The sequence below is a fragment of the Stygiolobus sp. CP850M genome (genome assembly GCF_037389425.1).
Taxonomy (GTDB): domain Archaea; phylum Thermoproteota; class Thermoprotei_A; order Sulfolobales; family Sulfolobaceae; genus Stygiolobus.
Window position 1 is genome coordinate 37,613 of sequence record NZ_JBBHKR010000052.1, and the last position, 17,223, is coordinate 54,835.

A 17,223-nucleotide genomic window follows, 5' to 3' on the forward strand; every position below is an offset into this window, starting at 1 on the left:
TACAATTATAAAGTTTTATTAAAAACCTCTTCAATTACGTGCTTAGCAATTTTTAACTTATTTTTCTTAATCCACGATGCAGGTAAATTATTTTCATAATAAGGCTTAGAATATTTACCTACAACCCCTGAATCGAAGTCCATTCCGTACAGTCTTATAGCCTTAGCTTGAAACAGAGAAGCTAAGACTACAGCCCTATCACCATCAGTAAATCCTCCGAATAACTTTAGCCTACCAAAAGGAAACACTTGACAAGTACCGATGAGTTTTCTGCCAGAAATAAATGGAAATTTGCTTACCAGATATTCCGAGTTATTACCATGAGCTAAAACCACATATATTGAGTTTTTTGGATAGACTGAAATTCCGTCGAGATCCGTCACTATTACATCGGGCTTAATGCCCTTAGATACTAAATAATTTGTCGCACCGTCAGACGATATTATTACATCTTCGTCCAAATATTCTACTTGTTCTAAATTCGGACCAGCACCCACTACTGCGACAGTCTTTCCGCGGATTAGGTTACGTAATTCCTCAGTATAGTCCTCATAGTTATTTGCTAATAGCTGATCAAGAAGCACTGCCGAATAATAGTCTTCTTCTTCTCTAAACCCAAGTTGTTTTCTGATCTGTGAATAAAAGTTCAACCAGAAGAAGATATCACGCGAAAATAAATCACATCACCTTCGTCTCTGATTATTTCAATTTTGTATTTGTTTATAATCTCTTCAAAATAAGCACTATTCTTATTTATTTTGTATATTACGTTACGAAAATAATTATTTAAGGCTTCAATAACGTCCGAGCTACAAGTATCCTTGTCTAAGTCAATGATGGAACTCATCAAATACAGTATTTGCTAGCTCGAATAAATCTTCAACTTCCTGAAGCAAGTTCTTCACTTCAACATTCCTAGCCACTACTGAACCCTCTTTGAGCGAAGACTCGTCAACAAGGATAATCGGATAGAGTCTTTGTTCTAGGAGTTGTAATTTTCTTATTAGCGTGATTTCTTTCTCTCTAACCTTGTTTACAATCACGTTTAACATTTGTGCCTTGTGATCGTAAGGATAATAAAAGCCGTAAAGTCCTAGTATGCTTGCACTTATTTCTTCGACTACGTTATAAATATAACATAAGCTGTCAATCAGGTCACCTTCTTCGTAGGCCGACTTAGCGTTGCTCAAATTCCTCATAGCCTTAGTTAAATATTCCGAAGCAAGGGCGCTGTTGTTCATAGATCGACCACATCTCCCTTGTTAATTTCGCCCATTCTTATAACATTACCGAATGAAGGTAGTTTAGGAACTTCCATATTGCCGTAGACTAACACGCCTTTAGTCGATAAGTAGACTACTAAGGGAATATGATACTCCAGTTCTGAGGGGTCTACTAACAATGTGTAAATCAAAGGTCTGTGCCCCGTATAAATTACGTAATTGGAGTAAACCTTCTCGGCTTCAACTTTCTTCATGAAATATTCCACGATCTCTTGTCTGGCTAAGAAAGAAATCTTCTTTACGCCTTTAATGACAATGAGAACAAAGACTGGTTTATTCACGTCCTCTTCTTCTATAGCGGGACCACCGAGTATTATAGTGTCGACTTTGGTACCATAGTGTTGTATTACTCTGCCTAGGAAATCTTCTACGACGTCAAAAAGCTCTTTCATACTTTATTACTTACCTCTCAAACTGTTAATTATGAGTAATATAGTTGACGATTATTTAACAGCTCCGCCCATAGAGAAATTGAAAGTCCTAGAGATAGAAATACCATGTGGTACAGAGTGTATAAAGTCCTCCCGTTTTAAGGATTTGTTAAACGTGGAGGCTTTCAGACAACAGTTAGAGGTCATAGACTCCCTTAAATCTCTAATTGAAGACAGGGTAGACGTTTTGATAAGGGAGTTAGAGTCTCGAATGCCAATTAGAGTTAACACCTACGAGCTTGCCTATTCTTTTTACAGAATAGTTGAGGTTGGAGGGGATTACACTATTGGCTCCGACACTCTTAGTTACGAAGACAGAGTAGTGTTTAAGGGTAGGTTCGAGGAGCTAATGAGTGTATACAAGACTATCGAGGAGATTAAGAAAGAAGAGCAGTTGGTCAACTTATGCCATGAAATAAGGTATTTAAGCGAGTCTTTATGGGAACATCTCAACAAAAACATCAGGAGGGCTCTAAATGAAAGTAAGGGTAGGAGTTGAAGGCTTATCATTCGATTCAGCCCACTACACGCTTTCTTCAGAGGGTAACGACCAGTTACATGGTCACACGTACAAAATATCAGCAGAAGTAGAGGGAGATGGAATAGACCCTAAGACAGGTTTCGTAATAGATTTCGGTCTGTTAAAGACTACGTTACTTGAAATTATTAAGGAGTGGGATCATAAGCTGTTGATCCCTAAAAAGGACTTAGAAAAGGTCTCAATAACAGGCCCCTTTAAGCTTGAAATAAAAGTTATAGAAGCTAATTATCCGACGGTTGAGTATATAGGATTTGAAATAGCTAAGGAAATTTTCGGAAAGCTAGGTGGCAAGTATAACGTGAAATTAAAGATATATGAAGGAGAAGGTAGTTACGCAATAATTGAATATCCTTGACTGACTATCTAACTATTAGCCTTAAGCCTATATTATCTATGAACTTTCCCCTTTTTTCCTTAGTGAAGCATAAAACACTACCGTCGTCAAAAGCATAACACGCATAAGGGTTTTCAGTGAAGGAACAAGGGGAAAATTGTTCTCCCTTATTTCCTTCATAAACGAAACCCTCCAGATGCACATGGATGAACGATTTGTCATTACTTATCACTACACCGCCGAACACTTTTGCGTAACAAAGCGCTTTATCATATCTGCAAGCATCCGAGATATTGAATCCGTTACGTTTTAACTCGTCCAAAAAATCGTCATGAGTAACTATAGGAGGAATTAATGCGATGTAAACTCTTAATTTTTTATTTTTAGCCGTTTTTTCTATTACGTTCGGTACTGACGCTGTTATATCCATACGGTTTGAAGAGTGGTTTATCTTGAATATATTCTTTACCCAAGTTAAGAGCTATCTCGGCTTTAGCTAACTCATAGCCTATGTATAGTGCGTGCTCCGCATTTACCCTAGTCTTCTCAAGAAGTCTTCTACCGATACTCAAACCGTCAGCTCCTATTAACGTGAACTTCTGCTTTCCGTACCAGTTGAGGTAGATATATTTGTTATCCTTAACAATCTTTACGAAACCTTCGTCCATATCCTTAGGCTCTATGTGACCTTCAACTATCTCGGGCGAGTAAAGGTCAGTACTACTAGTATCCACTTTTCCTCTTTTTTTGTCTTTAAGGATAAGTAAATCGATTCCTAGGTCCTTAGGAACTTTATGTTCTTTCATAGCTATGCTAACCATTTGTGATGCTTTCTTGACTTCAAGTGCAGACCCCCTAGTCTTACCCTTATCCATAATTAGTAAGTTCCCCACACCTAACTCTCCAGCTATTGTAGTCATTAACGCATTTACTCCAACACTGTCCGCGTCTATTAGCTCTGTAACGTTTAGTATTCCCATGAGCATTGGCTCATCCTTTATGGCTTCCCTCACTTTCTTGAATTCAATTATACTTTCAACTACTCCGTAAAGTGGTGGAGATAATACGGGGTCTAGTACTACTTTTTCAAAACCTTTTTGTTTAGCCCTCTCGTACAACTTAAGCGTGATTTCAGCCCTATTCTCCGTTGAATAAGGTGCGATCACAAATGAGGCGTCCTTTTTAATTACCTCAAGTTTTTCGATGTTCTCCTCGTTTAGGTTGAACACGAAACCTGCTCCGGCTTTGACACCTTCAATCAGCTCCTCTGGAGATGCAGAATCTATAGCGACCGGTATTAACTCTCTTAGAGATGCTACCTTACTCCTAACATCATCTAAATCATTATGACCGTTGGGAAAACCTAGGACTAAAACATCTATAAAGTCTATTTTCTCTAATACCTCATCTTCGAGTTCCCTCCGCGGTTTGGTCGCATCGACCTCGAGAAAGATCCTAAAAGGGGGAGGTACAACAGGAATCTTTACGTTATCCACCTCGAATTTGTAATAGCCAGACTCCTCGACACTTCTCAAAGTGTCTTCCAGGTTCTTACCCCTCTCAATTTGGATAAATTTATCGGCAGGATATACTGTAGACAATTCATACCCCTTCTTTAATAGATCTAACGCAAATGGGAGATCGTGAATGTCCTCAGTACCTTTGTAGGCTCTTATCCCCACTTTTTCTTCAATGGTTTTTGCATCCCCACTTGACAACCCCGGAATTATAATAAGATCAAAGCTGTTCACTTTGTCCCAAAACTTCTTTAGACTCTCCGCTATATACTCCGTCGTCATCAGAGCTGCAACTGGATAATCCAAAACTAAAACATCAGCGTTGATCTTTTTAGCCACTTCCTCGACGGCTTTAAACGCTAATTTTCCAGTTACTAAAAGTATTTTCACAAAGTTTAAGTCCCAAAAGCACCTTATAAATGAAAGTTCAGAAAGCCTTAAATTCGAAGAGAAGTGAAATGTAAATATGAGTCTTATACCAAAATCGGCTGATGTTAAACCCGGTGAAACTTTTGATTTAATCATTGTAGGTCTCGGTCCGGCTGCGTACAGTGCTGCACTTTACGCCGCAAGATACATGCTCAAGACACTCGTTATCGGGGAGACACCTGGTGGACAACTCACTGAGGCAGGAGAAGTAGACGATTATCTCGGACTAATCGGAATCAATGCCCAAGACATGATAAAAGTGTTTAATAAGCACATAGAGAAATACAACGTCCCAGTAGTCTTAGACCATGTAGAAAGTATTAGGAAGGACGGGGATGAATTCGTAGTAAAGGCTAAGAGGAAAGGGGAATTTAAAGCAAAGAGCGTTATACTAGCTATAGGAGTAAAGAGGAGAAAACTTAATGTACCGGGTGAAGCTGAGTTTACAGGAAGGGGTGTGTCTTACTGCTCGATCTGTGACGCGCCCTTATTTAAGAATAAGGTTGTAGCTGTTATAGGTGGTGGTGATTCGGCCTTAGAAGGTGCTGAAATTCTATCAAGGTATGCGACTAAAGTATACCTTATTCATAGAAGGGACGAGTTCAAGGGACAACCGATCTATCTAGAGAACATAAAAGCAAAGCCTAATGTCGAGATAATCCTCAATACCGTTGTCACTGAAATTAAGGGAGACAAATTAGTGAAGTCTATAGTGACTAAGAACGTGAAAACTGGAGAAACTAAGGAACTAAACGTTAATGGAGTATTTGTGGAGATAGGGTTTGAACCACCGACGGATTTCGCAAGAGCTAACGGACTTGAAACTGACGCCATGGGATATATAAAAGTGGACGAGTGGATGAGGACTAATATACAAGGAGTATTTGCCGCTGGGGATTGTACGGGAATGTGGTTAGGTTTCAGACAAGTCATAACTTCAGCCGCTCAAGGTGCTGTATCTGCTCACTCGGCTTTTAGGTATCTTAATGAATTGAAGAGGAAAAAATAAATGAAGAGAGATGAAATAACTAAAATAGGGATAGAGGTAGCTAAGTTCTTAAGAGAGAAAAAAGATTCATCAGATATTGCGAAAATTATAGCTACACACGAAGATGACGTGACTAGGAAGATTGACAAAGAGAGCGAAGAATACATATTTGAGCTTATGAGAAAAACAGGTTATAAATTCAAATTTATTTCAGAGGAAGCGGGAACTGTAGAAGACTCAGGTTACGAATACAAAGCCATAATTGATCCCATTGACGGGAGTACTAATTTTGTTTCTGGTATTCCGTGGTCTTCAGTGTCAATAGCTGTTTACAGAAGTGATGAAAATAACTTGTTACAATCAGTTACTGGAGTCATAACGAATATATTCACAATGGACACTTTTTCTTACGACGAAAAGTACTCTTACATTAATGACAAGGTAGTACAAAATATTAGAAAACCGGAAAAGATACTTATCTTAGCTTACTTTTCGAGGAATAAATTCGAAACGGTAAAAGAGTTTTTAAGCCAAGTCAGGGACTATAAGCTCAGAAGTTTAGGCAGTGCATCCCTCGACATGGTTCTTGTTTGTATGGGAAAAGCTACTATGTTCTTCGATATTAGGGGAAAACTAAGAAACGTAGATATTGCAGCTTCAAGTAACTTCTGTAATAGACTAGGAATAAATCCTTATGATAAAAAGTTAGAAAGTATAAATTCAAGTTTGGATAAAGTAAGTACGCTAAGTGAAGTCATTGTATCTCTTGATCAGAATTTGAGTTCTTATCTTTCCTCTGCTTTAAAGAAGGTTTAACCATTTCTACTGCCTCTACTAAGTCTTCATAAGTCAGTTTTCTCTGGACGTTCCCTTTAATTATCTCCCTCAAAACTTTAAGTTTAGCTTCTCTAGCTACAGCAGCGAGATCAGCACCACTGAATCCGTCTGTAATTTCAGCTATCTTAGCACAGTTAACTTGTTCGCACTCCTCTTTTCCTATATACTTCCTAAGGATGTCCTCCCTTTCTTCTCTATTTGGTAAAGGCATGTAAATTATTCTATCAAACCTACCTGGTCTCTTTAAGGCTGGATCAATATCCTCAATCCTATTTGTCGTTCCTATAACTACTACCTCTTTAAGACTTCTTATTCCATCCATTTCTGTTAATAACTGGTTTACTATCTTAGCCAACTCAGCCTTCTGTCCTTCCCTTCTAGGAGCTATAGCATCTAACTCGTCGAGTAGTATGATTGACGGTTTGTTCTCCCTAGCTCTGTTGAAGACCTCTTTTACAGTACTAACTGCTCCTTCATAACCTTTATATAATATTTCTGCACCGCTCAACATTATCAGTTTCACCTTTAACGTTCTAGCAAGGGCTTTAGCCATCATAGTTTTACCTACTCCGGGCGGTCCGTATAGTAATATTCCCCTTATAGGGGGGATTTTCATCTGTTCCATCAAGTTAGAATACTTTAACTGAACTTCAAGTAAGTCGTAGAGCTCCTTTTTTACGTTAAAATATCCGCCTATATCATCTAAAGTGATCCTTTCGGAATTTTCGTCTTCTACTATTTCAGGTCCTTTAAACTTCCTTTCATAATCCATGCGGAATTTCTCATAGTCATCGAGCATTTGTAACGTTACGCTAGGCTTATACCTCTTTATTACTTCAACAAAATCCTCCATTGTTATCTGCCTTTCCCGTCCGGTCTCAAGGCTCTCAATGGCAACTTTTCTGGCTACCTCTTGACATACGTTTGCCAGATCAGCTCCGGTAAACCTCTCGGTCATCTCAGCAATCTTGTCTAAGTCTACATTTTCGGCTAGCGGTTTACCCACACAGTGAATCTTCAAAATCTCTTTTCTAGATTTTTTATCCGGAACTCCTACATAGATAAGTTTGTCAAATCTCCCAGCCCTAAGTAGAGCCTTATCAAGAAGTTGAGGTACATTAGTAGAACCTACAATTATTACACCATCCTCGCTATGAATCCCGTCTATCTCAGACAACATTAAGGAAAGTAGTCTTGGTGTTACAGAATCACCAGTGTGGCTTTCCCTTTTTACTCCAATAGTATCGATCTCATCGAAGAAGAGAATACAAGGTGCATTTTTCCTCGCATTTGCGAAAAGTTCCCTTAATCTCGCCTCACTTTCACCGTACCACTTGCTCATTATATCGCTAATATTAACGTAAATGAAGTTGATCTTAGCTTCATTAGCTAAAGCCCTCATCATTAAAGATTTACCACACCCAGGTGGACCGAACAAGAGAATACCCTTAGGGGGTCTCAAACCGTATTTTTTAGCCAAGTCTTTGTGTTTTAGGGGAAGTTCAATATATTCCTTGATCTCCTTTTTTACATCTTCATAACCGCCTATCATGTCCCACGTTATTTTCTCTCCTGCGTCATCCTTTTTCTTAGTACTTTTCTGCTGTAATTGTACTGCCTTATCTGAAAGCATAAACTTTTGAGTATTCTTTTTAAATAACATATAAAGTAAAGTCATCATGACTGCAAGTACCCCTACCAATGATATAACAGTTTCTACATCTTGCGAAAAGACCATAATCAAACATCATTATGGAATTACAAATATTTAAGTCATAGTTAGGTTTTTCAAGTCTCGAAGAATTTCCATAGCAGCGTTGTACCCGGGTGCACCGGTTACACCACCACCCGGATGAGTTCCAGAACCACATAAGTATAAGTTCCTTATAGGAGTTCTGTAATCCGAATAACCTAACAACGGCCTGAAAACATACAGTTGATCAGGGGTCATGTCTAGGTGAAATATATTACCTCCCCACATCCCGAACCTCCTTTCGATATCCAAAGGGGTTAGGAACTCCATTTTCACGGGCTTGAAATTAGGAGCATACTCCCTTACTGTCTCGAGAACGATCTCTGTCATTTTATCTCTTAGGTCATCAAGCTTAGGGGAGTAGGGCAAGTATTGACCGAATATATTAAACACGAATTTCCCTTGCGGAGCTAACGTAGGGTCTATCGTAGATGGGATGTTAATAGAAAGCCATGGCTTCTTAGAATAACCGAAAAGCTTGGAGTCTAAGTAAGCATTCTCTATATAGTCTATTGAGGGCATTATAAGGATTGAAGCCTTATGTTCGTCTGTTAGTGACTTACCTTTACCGAAATCCGGCAACTCTTCCAAGTAACCGTTAATTTTGAAAGACACACCCGTGGTTTTCAGTGCATCTACTCTTCTCAAAAAATAGTCGTCCAGTTCCGAGTTTCTTGCCAGCTTAAGAAACGTCGTTTTAGGATCCACATTTGACACTACTATCCTACTCTCCACGACTTTTCCGTTTTTCAGTTTTACGCCAACTACCCTCTCCTTTCCGTCAGAGTCCTTTTTGGTGAGTATTTCGTCTACTTCTGATGAAGTGAAGACCTCTACTCCCATATCCTTCGCCGCACTAGCTATCGCCTTACTTACAGCCCCCATTCCTCCCTCTACATACCCCCATGCACCTTTTATCCCGTTCACCTCACCTATGTTGTGGTGCAGAAAAACATAAGCAGTACCGGGAGTCGAGGGAGAGGCATAAGTGCCAACAACTGCGTCCTCAATTAAAGCCGCTTTTACCTCTTCAGACTCAAAGAACTCGTCCAAAAACGACTTCCCGTCTTGGAAGAACATCCTAGCCAGACTTAAGGCTTTATCCTCGTCTATGCTCAGACCCTTAAAGAACGAAAAGAGCTCTTCTACCTCAGAAAATTTAGGAGGACGGTTTAGCATGAAAAAGTCAGCAACAGAGGAGAAAGTATCCAGAAGTTGGGCAAATTTCTCGTAGCTCCTTGCATCGTTCTTGGAATACTTCTCAATTTCCTTTATTGTCTTTCTTGTGTCCGTCCATATAGAAATCCCCTTACCGTTTCCAAAAGGTACGTAAAGTCCTGGGTCTTTAAGATAAACCTTAAGACCGTATTTCTCTAGATGTAGATCTTCAATTATTTTTCTCCTTAACAAACTTAAGACATAGGAGCCTGTTGATACTCTAATTCCAGGCCATAACTCTTCAGTTGCAGCGGCCCCGCCGATTATCCCTCTTCTTTCGAATACCGCAACTCTCAGGCCTTCCTTTGCAAGATACGCGGCAGTCACAAGCCCATTATGGCCTCCTCCTATTATTATTGCGTCGTACATCTTACGCAGTACCCCGCCTTATTCTAAAAAAAGCCGCAATGGCTGCACCTGCAACTGATAAACCTATAGCGAGGTAAGCAAAGATTGTTATCATGTTCTGAACAGCTAACTCATCAGGAGGTATCGTAGTAGCCATGATCATATAACTTCATTAACTCGGATAAAACTTTACTGGTATGGAGTTCGTATACCCTGATTACTCTTCGAGAAGTATTTATAATCTAGCCTGTGGGATAGCTGAATTTCTCGGGGTAAATAGGCAATGCAAAGGCAATAAGATTGGTATAACCGGTAAAAGATTAGTCTTAGCGTTGATTGATGGTATGGGTTATAAAATGATGGAGAAGGCGGGAATAAATGTAGACACTTACATAACTACTGTTTTCCCTTCAACCACAGCAACAGTCATTACGACACTATTTACGGCCCAACTACCTGGAGAGCACGGGATTTTAGGCTATACAACATATTCCAAGAAACTCGGTTCTGTAATTAACACGTTGAAGTATACTTACCCCTTAATAGACTCAAGGGACTCGATTTCTTCACAAGTTAAGTATTCTACACTATTCCCAGAGGCAAAGAGCTATTTAGCCGAGGTGACGGATAAGAACACAGCAGGGGTAATACCCAAGGGTTTAGACGATACTGAATTTACTAACATGACTCACGGTAAGGTGAAAGTGACAAAGACATATAGCACTTATTTTGACGCATTCTACGAACTGAATAACGCTTTGAATGAGAACTATGATTTTGTGTACTTTTATATACCGGACGTCGACACATTAGCTCATAAGCACGGCCCTAACACTGAAGTGGTCAAGGAGGCGATCAAAGATATCTACGGAAGGTTGAGTAAACTAGCTGCGTTGAGAAGAGAATACGAATTCGTTATTATCGCAGATCATGGTCATGTACAAACAAGAGATCATGTAATTTTCAATAACGACACTGAATTCCTTAACATTTTAGATTTACCCCCTTATGGCGACTCAAGGGCTATTTTCCTCCACAGTAAGTACGATCTGAAGACCTACCTTTACTCAAGGTATCCTTCATTAAAGGTATTCCCTAGGAATGAGTTTGAAAAGTTGTTAGGTAAGGAAGGCTCTTACGCCGATTTCATAGCAGTCCCTGATGATGATAAGGCTTACGTTTATTTATTTAAGCAACAACAAGATGACTATACAAAGTTAATAGGTCATCACGGGGGACTGAGTGAGGACGAGATGAAAATACCTTTGGTGATCATGAATGGTTGAGTATTATATCCCTAAGTGGGAGGAAATAGAAGAAGGGATTTTAACAATAACAGAAAGAATGCTGAGTGATGATTTTGTCCCTGACGTAATTGTGGCTATTCTTACTGGCGGAGTAATCCCAGCCAAACTAATGTCGGATGTGCTGGGAATAAAGAGCATGAGATATATTGACGTCAAGTTCTATAAGGGAGTAAATACTAAGGAAAATAAGCCTATAGTGAGAGCGGTATACGTAGATAGTCTTGAGAACAAAAAAGTTCTCGTCATAGACGACGTGTCGGATACTGGGGAAACATTAGACTTTATCGGGAACGTCATAGCAATGTTTAACCCTTCTTTAGTAAGGACAGCAACAATATTCGTTAAGCCGTGGTCTAGAAAGTATCCGGACTATTACTACAAAGTAGTTGATAAATGGATCATCTTCCCTTGGGACAAGTGGGAGGTAGTTAGAGAAAACATTGAAGCACCGGTTGATAAGAAAGAGAGGTTCTTAGAAATACTCAAAAAATTGAGGAAAAACAGTTAGAATATAGCGGGTTCTCTGTACTCTCCCCAAACTTCTCTCAAGGTAGAGCTTATCTCTCCTACTGTAGCTCCAACCTTTATTGCGTTCAGTATATGTGGGAATAAGTTCTCCCTTTCCTTCTCAGCTGCTTTCCTAACAGCGTTTAATGAGTCCCTCCACTTGATTTCGTCTCTCTCACTTCTATACTTCTTCAGCCTCTCCATTATTCTGTCCCTAACTTGAGAGTTTACCCTAAACACTTCAGTAGTACCTATCCAGTCGGGCTCGTAGAACATGTTTACTCCTACTTTCACCATGTCACCAGTCTCGATCATCTTCTGTATTCTATAAGCACTGTTAGCGATCTCGGCTTGTGGATATCCTCTCTCTATAGCCTTCATCATGCCCCCCATCTTCTCTATTTGATCAATTATCTTCCACGCCCTTTCCTCAATCTCATCAGTTAACCATTCAATATAATAAGACCCAGCTAAAGGATCAATAGTATCAGTTGCACCGCTTTCATACGCAACTATCTGCTGAACTCTAATTGCGATTTTAGCAGACTTCTCGCTTGGCAAAGCTAAAGCCTCGTCATAAGAGTTAACGTGGAGGCTCTGTGTACCCCCGAGAACAGCTGCTAGGGCTTGTAAGGTAGTCCTTATTATGTTGATCTCTGGTTGTTGTGCTGTAAGTTCGGCTCCTCCGGTTTGTGTATGGAACCTTAACATCATAGAGTCTGGTTTCTTAGCATTGAACCACTCTTTCATTATCTTAGCCCACATCCTCCTAGCAGCCCTAAACTTTGCTACTTCCTCGAATATGTTTGTATAACCTGCAAAGAAAAATGACAACTTGGGAGCGAAATCATCTACCGGAATACCCCTTTCGGCTGTCTTTCTCACGTATTCAATACCATCAGCTAACGTAAATGCTACCTCAAGAACAGCGTCAGCTCCTGCTTCTCTTATGTGATAACCACTAATGCTTATAGGGTACCACTTAGGTATGTTCTTTGCTGAGTATTCGATTAGGTCTATCGCATAGCGTAAGGAAGGCTCGGGGGGATATATGAAGTTCTTCCTAGCTATGTACTCTTTTAGAATATCGTTTTGTACAGTACCGTCTAACACATTCATGCTTATTCCTCTGGACTCAGCAGTTGCTACGTACATAGACAACACCTCAATTGCCGTAGCATTAATCGTCATTGATGTCGTTACCTTGTCCATTGGAATCCCTGACATTACTAAGTCCATTTCCTTCCAGTGGAACATTGATACTCCTACTACACCTACTTCAGTAAACGCTAAAACGTGGTCTGGGTCTAGACCCAACTGGGTAGGTAAATCAAAAGCCATACTCAAACCGGTCTGGCCGGCTTGAAGTAGTTTTCTGAACCTAGCGTTTGTGTCTTCAGCCGAGCCGAAACCTGCGTACTGCCTAATTGTCCACAGCCTCCCCCTATACATTGTGGGGTAAATTCCTCTGGTGAACGGGTACTCTCCGGGAAAACCTATCTTCTCGTCATACGTACCTTTGAGGTCAAGGGGAGTATAAAGCCTCCTTACCTCTATGCCTGAAGGTGTTGTAAAAGCCTTTTTCCTCTCAGGTCTCTTGGCTAGCCACGGATTCAGTACCCTTTCTTCCCACTTCTGTAAACTTTCCTTGATTTTTTCCTCTGTATCCATATGGTATCATGATTATACTTGTTTAAACACTATATAATCTTTGCTTTTTAAACAAACTTATAAGTCAAAAATGAATTAATTCTAGCTATGGAGACACAAAATATCGACCATATCGGTGTCGTAGTGGAAGATATAGATAAAGCGATTAAATTCTACACCACTACGCTAGGGATGAAACTTGTTCATAGAGAGGACTTACTAGATAGAGGTATAAAAGTGGCTTTTCTCACCGGAACTAATGGTGAAACTGCTGTAGAACTTTTAGAGCCCATTAACCACGAGGACATGAATAACACCGTTGCCAAGTTCCTGAAAACAAAGGGGCCCGGGCTTCATCATTTAGCGGTTAAGGTGGAAAACATAGAAAAGAGTCTGAAAGAGCTAGAATCAAATGGTTTACAACTTGTCGACAAGATCCCTAGACCTGGCGCTAGAGGACATCTAGTAGCATTTATACACCCAAAGAGCGTTATGGGTGTGTTGTTGGAGCTTGTTCAGCCTCGTGAATGATCAAGGTAATTTCACGCGTTGATTTTTTTAGCTCTAATTCGTAATTCTCTTTTGGGATAAAAAGATGTCAAGAAGGTATAAGGATCCATTTGAACTATTTGATGAAATGATAAGAGAGATAGAAGAAGAATTCGAGAGGTTCGAGAGGGAATTCATGAGACTTGGAGGAGAGGGTGAGGTAAAAACATTCGGTCCTTATGTTTACGGATTCAGAGTAACAATAGGACCTGACGGGAAGCCAATTGTAGAGGAGTTCGGAAACATTAAGAACTATAAAGGAAAGCCAATGATAACTGAAGAGAGAGAACCTCTAGTAGACGTAATAGAAAAAGGCGATGAGATTAGGGTTATAGCAGAGGTACCTGGTGTGGATAAGAATAGCATAAAAGTGAAGATAACGGACGGAGGGAAGACATTAATAGTAAGGGCTGAAGGTGGGGATAGGAAATATTACAAAGAGATAGAACTACCGACTCAAGTAGATGAGAACAGTGCCAAGGCTACTTATAACAACGGAGTATTGCAGATAATACTGAAAAAAGCGAAAAGCAAGGAAGAGGAAGGCAAAGAAATTAAAGTTGAGTAATTTTTACTTTTTCCGATTGAATGAAGCTCAGACCACTTTCATCATTAATTATTAAGGTAAACGGTATTTTCCCATTTTTTGCATCCTCAAGCTTCTTACATTTCTCTTCTTTACAATTATCCCCCAACTGATCAAGGATTATTTCTAAAATTCCCTCGATAGTCGTCAAGACTCCTTGATATGCTTCACCCGCGGTAACTTCAATTTCTAGCTCGGGGATTATAATGTCCGCAAAAGCTGATCTGTAAACTATTGTTCCTAAGTCCTCTTCCTTTTCAACTTTAAGCTCTAATTTAATTGGTGTCAAGAATTCTAGTGGTTTTACATCTCTCAATCTGTAACCGCAACTTTGACATTCCCAAAACGACAGTTCTAGTTTACCTACATTGGGTGCTTCATATAGATACTCTCTAATGATCATTTGATCTGCATGGCATATAGGACATTTATGTTTTCCTTCATAGAGTAATTGGGGTTCCATTTTAATCTTATTAAAGTTTATCTATTCGGATACAAATTATTATTTGTAAAAAGTGGTGGGATGAAGTATCCTAAAGAGAACGAGATCGGTAAGATAGAGTATAAACTTTTAATAAATAGTAAAGACGAGAATAGATTACAATCTCTCGCTACACAAATGAAATACAGACTTGAAGAAGGAGGAGGAGAAGCGTTTTACGTAATCGGAGTAAGCGATGATGGAGACGTTTTGGGGTTAAGTATAGAGGACTTAGAAAGTAGCATTGAAATTCTAGACAAAATTGCTTCGGCAGTTAATGCTAAAGTAGTACACAAGAGAATTGTTGAAGTAAAAAAAGGACGATATATAGGAGAAGTGCTCATAAGGTTATTCAAGGATAAGATCCCCGTCCAAGTTAATGTAGCAGTAATGGGGCATGTTAATGCCGGGAAGAGTACTTTGACCGGTGCACTAGTATTAGGAAAACTTGATGATGGTAACGGTACACTGAGGGCTATGGTAGCCCGACATGTACACGAGGTTTTGACTGGGAGGACTTCCTCAATTACTTTAAGGCTTCTCGGATTTAACGATAAGGGAACAATTGTTAACTGGAACTTGAGAGATCCTCTGGACGAAGCGGAAATAACGTTAAAAAGTACGAAGATAGTGAGACTTATAGATCTAGGCGGTCACGAGAGGTACCTCAGAACGACTCTAAAGGGATTATTAGGATACGAAGTAGATTATGTAATGCTCGTAGTGGGGACTGACGACGGATTATCCGCCATGGGAAAAGAACATTTAGCTATTGCATCAATACTTAAGTTCCCAGTGTTCATAGTCATAACAAAAATCGACAAATACGACGAAAAGAGAGTACAAGATATAGTAAATGACATAAGGAACGTGCTTAAGATTCCAGGGATTAACAGGCTCATTATGGAGGTAGAATCCGACGAGGACTTATTAAACGCTATCCTAGCCATGAGGAGTAAGAGAGTAGTGCCGATCTTTAAAGTGTCAAACGTAACCGGGAAGGGACTCGACATACTGAGTAGGTTCCTGAACATGCTACCACCAAAGCCCAAGGTCACAAGTGATGATAACCAGCCTCCTCTAGTTTATATAGACGAAATATATAACGTGAGCGGAGTAGGAACTGTAGTACTGGGTTCAGTAATAAGGGGGAACGTAAAGACAAATGATAGTTGTTATATAGGTCCTACTAAACTGGGAGAGTTTAAGCTAGTTAAAATCAAGTCGATTCAGTTGAACAGAGTATTTGTTGACTCTGTAAACGCAGGAAGTATAGCGACTTTTGCAGTTCAAGGAGTGGATAAGGAGAACCTGAGAAAAGGAATGGTACTAACAGTGGAAAAACCCAAAAGCTATAAGAGGTTTAGGGCTAGAATAGTAGTACTCCATCACCCGACTACAATTAAGGAGGGATATGTAGCTACCTTGCATCTATACACAATTAGACAAGCAGTGAAATTCCGTGAAATTTCCTCGAGATATCTTAGGACTGGTGACACAACAGAAGTGGTGATGGAGTTCCTATATAGGCCGGAATACATAGAGAAGGGGCAGATATTCGTTTTTAGAGAAGGTAGGACTAGAGGTCTCGGGATAATAACCGAGTTACTAGAGTGATTATTCGTCTATTCTTTGTTTAGTACATGTTATTATGTCCTCTGCAATTTTATGTGCTTGCTTCTCTACAAGTTTCTCCAAGCCTTTAATAGTAACTTGCACCTCATATTCTATTTTATATATTAGTTTGTCATTGTCAACCTTGACTCGACTGGTAATCGTAGAGGTTACTCCAACTCCTTTAACTTCGATAACAGACACAGACTCATTATCCCTAAACTCAAAGGACTTCACCTGAGCCTTAGCTTCTACTGTCAAAAAACCAATCTTTGCTCTGACGGTAAATTCTTTTCCTTTTATTTCAGTCACGCCTGGAATACAATTAATTAAGTTCTGATAAGAACTGAGGAACTCTTTTGCTTTATCCACATTCTTTATTTCTACCTCTCCGCTTATCTCCAATTACTTCACCTTAGTTTTCACGCACTCAAACAAGTCGTTAACTATCTTACCTACAGCTGAATCCATTAATCTCGCTCCTATCGAGGCAAGAACACCTCCGACTTTTACGTCAGCAGAATACTTTAGCCTAACTGGATTATCTAAAACTTGTAAGATTGCATTAATATCTACATTACTATTTAACCCATTTCCTTTTGCGATTAAGCTAAGGGTTTTCTTAGCATTGTCTATGTTAACAAAACGAACTAACGCCTTATACTCTCCTTTTATGAAACCTATTCCAGCTGTTCCTACTACTCTATACTCATCACCTTCCTTGGTTAAACTCTTTATCCCAGGGAAGCAAGAAGCCATGCTTTCTGGTTTTGTCACGAAATTCCAAAGCTCTTCAGCACTTACCTGAACCGGAACTTCTCCTTCATACTTCATAAATAGGTATTTTGAG

At 39.6% G+C, this 17,223-nt stretch carries 22 protein-coding genes; 9 read left to right on the top strand and 13 right to left on the bottom strand.

The features are described 5' to 3' along the window. Positions 1-5: 5 nt before the first annotated feature. The 4 genes from WIW89_RS05190 to WIW89_RS05205 are packed head-to-tail and all read right to left on the bottom strand — an operon-like array spanning position 6 to position 1,675. Positions 6-650 (bottom strand): 6-hydroxymethylpterin diphosphokinase MptE-like protein, encoded by a 645-nt coding sequence (locus tag WIW89_RS05190; protein WP_337719989.1) that lies wholly within the window; start codon positions 648-650, stop codon positions 6-8. Then, positions 647-847 carry a hypothetical protein gene (locus tag WIW89_RS05195; protein ID WP_337700412.1) on the bottom strand — a complete coding sequence of 67 codons (201 nt, stop codon included), beginning with the start codon at positions 845-847 and terminating at the stop codon, positions 647-649. Before WIW89_RS05195 ends, WIW89_RS05190 begins: the two co-directional genes overlap by 4 nt. Next, positions 831-1,241: a hypothetical protein gene (locus WIW89_RS05200; protein WP_337719990.1), complete on the bottom strand. Its 411-nt coding sequence runs from the start codon at positions 1,239-1,241 to the stop codon at positions 831-833. Before WIW89_RS05200 ends, WIW89_RS05195 begins: the two co-directional genes overlap by 17 nt. After that, entirely contained in the window at positions 1,238-1,675 is a 438-nt protein-coding gene (locus WIW89_RS05205) for a hypothetical protein (RefSeq protein WP_337719991.1), read from the bottom strand. The genes WIW89_RS05200 and WIW89_RS05205 overlap by 4 nt, the downstream gene beginning before the upstream one ends. 31 nt (positions 1,676-1,706) lie before the next feature. Here WIW89_RS05205 and WIW89_RS05210 point away from each other — a divergent pair, with 31 nt between their 5' ends. Next, positions 1,707-2,213, top strand: coding sequence for a hypothetical protein (locus WIW89_RS05210; protein ID WP_337719992.1), 507 nt, complete (start codon positions 1,707-1,709; stop codon positions 2,211-2,213). Then, on the top strand, positions 2,191-2,610 hold the full coding sequence (locus WIW89_RS05215) for a 6-pyruvoyl trahydropterin synthase family protein (RefSeq protein WP_337700403.1): 420 nt from the start codon (positions 2,191-2,193) through the stop codon (positions 2,608-2,610). The genes WIW89_RS05210 and WIW89_RS05215 overlap by 23 nt, the downstream gene beginning before the upstream one ends. A 4-nt stretch (positions 2,611-2,614) precedes the next feature. Here the strand turns inward: WIW89_RS05215 and WIW89_RS05220 are convergent, their stop codons facing one another. Together WIW89_RS05220 and WIW89_RS05225 are read right to left on the bottom strand one after the other, a co-directional pair. Next, positions 2,615-3,019, bottom strand: a complete 405-nt coding sequence (locus tag WIW89_RS05220) for a hypothetical protein (protein WP_337719993.1) — start codon at positions 3,017-3,019, stop codon at positions 2,615-2,617. Further along, entirely contained in the window at positions 2,973-4,496 is a 1,524-nt protein-coding gene (locus WIW89_RS05225) for a dihydropteroate synthase-like protein (RefSeq protein ID WP_337719994.1), read from the bottom strand. Before WIW89_RS05225 ends, WIW89_RS05220 begins: the two co-directional genes overlap by 47 nt. Before the next feature lie 76 nt (positions 4,497-4,572). Between WIW89_RS05225 and trxB the strand changes: the two genes are divergently transcribed. Both trxB and WIW89_RS05235 read left to right on the top strand, forming a co-directional pair. Then, the gene (trxB, locus tag WIW89_RS05230; RefSeq protein WP_337719995.1) at positions 4,573-5,544 is read left to right on the top strand and encodes a thioredoxin-disulfide reductase; all 972 of its coding nucleotides are present in this window, start codon (positions 4,573-4,575) and stop codon (positions 5,542-5,544) included. Further along, entirely contained in the window at positions 5,545-6,339 is a 795-nt protein-coding gene (locus WIW89_RS05235) for an inositol monophosphatase family protein (RefSeq protein WP_337719996.1), read from the top strand. Here the strand turns inward: WIW89_RS05235 and WIW89_RS05240 are convergent. Genes WIW89_RS05240 through WIW89_RS05250 form a run of 3 tightly spaced genes read right to left on the bottom strand, consistent with a single transcriptional unit; the run spans position 6,278 to position 9,836 of the window. Beyond that, entirely contained in the window at positions 6,278-8,098 is a 1,821-nt protein-coding gene (locus WIW89_RS05240) for an AAA family ATPase (protein WP_337719997.1), read from the bottom strand. The two genes, WIW89_RS05235 and WIW89_RS05240, sit on opposite strands and share 62 nt — an antisense overlap. A gap of 30 nt (positions 8,099-8,128) precedes the next feature. After that, positions 8,129-9,700: a phytoene desaturase family protein gene (locus WIW89_RS05245; RefSeq protein ID WP_337719998.1), complete on the bottom strand. Its 1,572-nt coding sequence runs from the start codon at positions 9,698-9,700 to the stop codon at positions 8,129-8,131. A 1-nt stretch (position 9,701) separates the two neighbouring features. After that, entirely contained in the window at positions 9,702-9,836 is a 135-nt protein-coding gene (locus WIW89_RS05250) for a hypothetical protein (RefSeq protein ID WP_337700390.1), read from the bottom strand. Positions 9,837-9,876: 40 nt separating this feature from the next. Here WIW89_RS05250 and WIW89_RS05255 point away from each other — a divergent pair, with 40 nt between their 5' ends. Continuing rightward, complete coding sequence (locus tag WIW89_RS05255) at positions 9,877-10,965, top strand: alkaline phosphatase family protein (protein WP_337719999.1); 1,089 nt, start codon at positions 9,877-9,879, stop codon at positions 10,963-10,965. Further along, positions 10,958-11,494 carry a phosphoribosyltransferase gene (locus tag WIW89_RS05260; protein WP_337710013.1) on the top strand — a complete coding sequence of 179 codons (537 nt, stop codon included), beginning with the start codon at positions 10,958-10,960 and terminating at the stop codon, positions 11,492-11,494. Before WIW89_RS05255 ends, WIW89_RS05260 begins: the two co-directional genes overlap by 8 nt. Here WIW89_RS05260 and WIW89_RS05265 read toward each other — a convergent pair. Beyond that, positions 11,491-13,164 carry an acyl-CoA mutase large subunit family protein gene (locus WIW89_RS05265; RefSeq protein WP_337720000.1) on the bottom strand — a complete coding sequence of 558 codons (1,674 nt, stop codon included), beginning with the start codon at positions 13,162-13,164 and terminating at the stop codon, positions 11,491-11,493. The two genes, WIW89_RS05260 and WIW89_RS05265, sit on opposite strands and share 4 nt — an antisense overlap. 87 nt (positions 13,165-13,251) lie before the next feature. Between WIW89_RS05265 and mce the strand changes: the two genes are divergently transcribed. Together mce and hsp20 are read left to right on the top strand one after the other, a co-directional pair. Next, a complete protein-coding gene (mce, locus tag WIW89_RS05270; protein WP_337720001.1) occupies positions 13,252-13,674 on the top strand; it encodes a methylmalonyl-CoA epimerase in 423 nt (140 codons plus the stop codon). A gap of 64 nt (positions 13,675-13,738) precedes the next feature. Then, positions 13,739-14,260, top strand: coding sequence for an archaeal heat shock protein Hsp20 (gene hsp20, locus WIW89_RS05275; RefSeq protein WP_337720002.1), 522 nt, complete (start codon positions 13,739-13,741; stop codon positions 14,258-14,260). Here the strand turns inward: hsp20 and WIW89_RS05280 are convergent. Next, the gene (locus tag WIW89_RS05280) at positions 14,247-14,741 is read right to left on the bottom strand and encodes a ZPR1 zinc finger domain-containing protein (protein ID WP_337720003.1); all 495 of its coding nucleotides are present in this window, start codon (positions 14,739-14,741) and stop codon (positions 14,247-14,249) included. The genes hsp20 and WIW89_RS05280 overlap by 14 nt on opposite strands. A gap of 60 nt (positions 14,742-14,801) precedes the next feature. Here WIW89_RS05280 and WIW89_RS05285 point away from each other — a divergent pair, with 60 nt between their 5' ends. Next, the gene (locus WIW89_RS05285) at positions 14,802-16,376 is read left to right on the top strand and encodes a GTPBP1 family GTP-binding protein (RefSeq protein WP_337720004.1); all 1,575 of its coding nucleotides are present in this window, start codon (positions 14,802-14,804) and stop codon (positions 16,374-16,376) included. On the opposite strand, the gene WIW89_RS05290 is transcribed toward WIW89_RS05285, so the two are convergent. Together WIW89_RS05290 and WIW89_RS05295 are read right to left on the bottom strand one after the other, a co-directional pair. Continuing rightward, positions 16,377-16,778, bottom strand: coding sequence for an SRPBCC domain-containing protein (locus WIW89_RS05290; protein WP_337720005.1), 402 nt, complete (start codon positions 16,776-16,778; stop codon positions 16,377-16,379). Then, positions 16,779-17,207, bottom strand: coding sequence for a CoxG family protein (locus WIW89_RS05295; protein ID WP_156007205.1), 429 nt, complete (start codon positions 17,205-17,207; stop codon positions 16,779-16,781). Positions 17,208-17,223: the final 16 nt, after the last annotated feature.

Excerpts from the sequence above, each read along its gene's own strand:
- WIW89_RS05285 (WP_337720004.1), top strand. The coding sequence starts at position 14,802 with ATGAAGTATCCTAAAGAGAACGAGATCGGTAAGATAGAGTATAAACTT.
- WIW89_RS05255 (WP_337719999.1), top strand. The coding sequence starts at position 9,877 with ATGGAGTTCGTATACCCTGATTACTCTTCGAGAAGTATTTATAATCTA.
- WIW89_RS05280 (WP_337720003.1), bottom strand. The coding sequence starts at position 14,741 with ATGGAACCCCAATTACTCTATGAAGGAAAACATAAATGTCCTATATGC.
- WIW89_RS05250 (WP_337700390.1), bottom strand. The coding sequence starts at position 9,836 with ATGGCTACTACGATACCTCCTGATGAGTTAGCTGTTCAGAACATGATA.
- mce (WP_337720001.1), top strand. The coding sequence starts at position 13,252 with ATGGAGACACAAAATATCGACCATATCGGTGTCGTAGTGGAAGATATA.
- WIW89_RS05235 (WP_337719996.1), top strand. The coding sequence starts at position 5,545 with ATGAAGAGAGATGAAATAACTAAAATAGGGATAGAGGTAGCTAAGTTC.
- WIW89_RS05265 (WP_337720000.1), bottom strand. The coding sequence starts at position 13,164 with ATGGATACAGAGGAAAAAATCAAGGAAAGTTTACAGAAGTGGGAAGAA.
- WIW89_RS05295 (WP_156007205.1), bottom strand. The coding sequence starts at position 17,207 with ATGAAGTATGAAGGAGAAGTTCCGGTTCAGGTAAGTGCTGAAGAGCTT.
- trxB (WP_337719995.1), top strand. The coding sequence starts at position 4,573 with ATGAGTCTTATACCAAAATCGGCTGATGTTAAACCCGGTGAAACTTTT.
- WIW89_RS05210 (WP_337719992.1), top strand. The coding sequence starts at position 1,707 with ATGAGTAATATAGTTGACGATTATTTAACAGCTCCGCCCATAGAGAAA.
- WIW89_RS05215 (WP_337700403.1), top strand. The coding sequence starts at position 2,191 with ATGAAAGTAAGGGTAGGAGTTGAAGGCTTATCATTCGATTCAGCCCAC.
- WIW89_RS05245 (WP_337719998.1), bottom strand. The coding sequence starts at position 9,700 with ATGTACGACGCAATAATAATAGGAGGAGGCCATAATGGGCTTGTGACT.
- hsp20 (WP_337720002.1), top strand. The coding sequence starts at position 13,739 with ATGTCAAGAAGGTATAAGGATCCATTTGAACTATTTGATGAAATGATA.
- WIW89_RS05200 (WP_337719990.1), bottom strand. The coding sequence starts at position 1,241 with ATGAACAACAGCGCCCTTGCTTCGGAATATTTAACTAAGGCTATGAGG.
- WIW89_RS05205 (WP_337719991.1), bottom strand. The coding sequence starts at position 1,675 with ATGAAAGAGCTTTTTGACGTCGTAGAAGATTTCCTAGGCAGAGTAATA.
- WIW89_RS05220 (WP_337719993.1), bottom strand. The coding sequence starts at position 3,019 with ATGGATATAACAGCGTCAGTACCGAACGTAATAGAAAAAACGGCTAAA.
- WIW89_RS05195 (WP_337700412.1), bottom strand. The coding sequence starts at position 847 with ATGAGTTCCATCATTGACTTAGACAAGGATACTTGTAGCTCGGACGTT.
- WIW89_RS05260 (WP_337710013.1), top strand. The coding sequence starts at position 10,958 with ATGGTTGAGTATTATATCCCTAAGTGGGAGGAAATAGAAGAAGGGATT.
- WIW89_RS05240 (WP_337719997.1), bottom strand. The coding sequence starts at position 8,098 with ATGGTCTTTTCGCAAGATGTAGAAACTGTTATATCATTGGTAGGGGTA.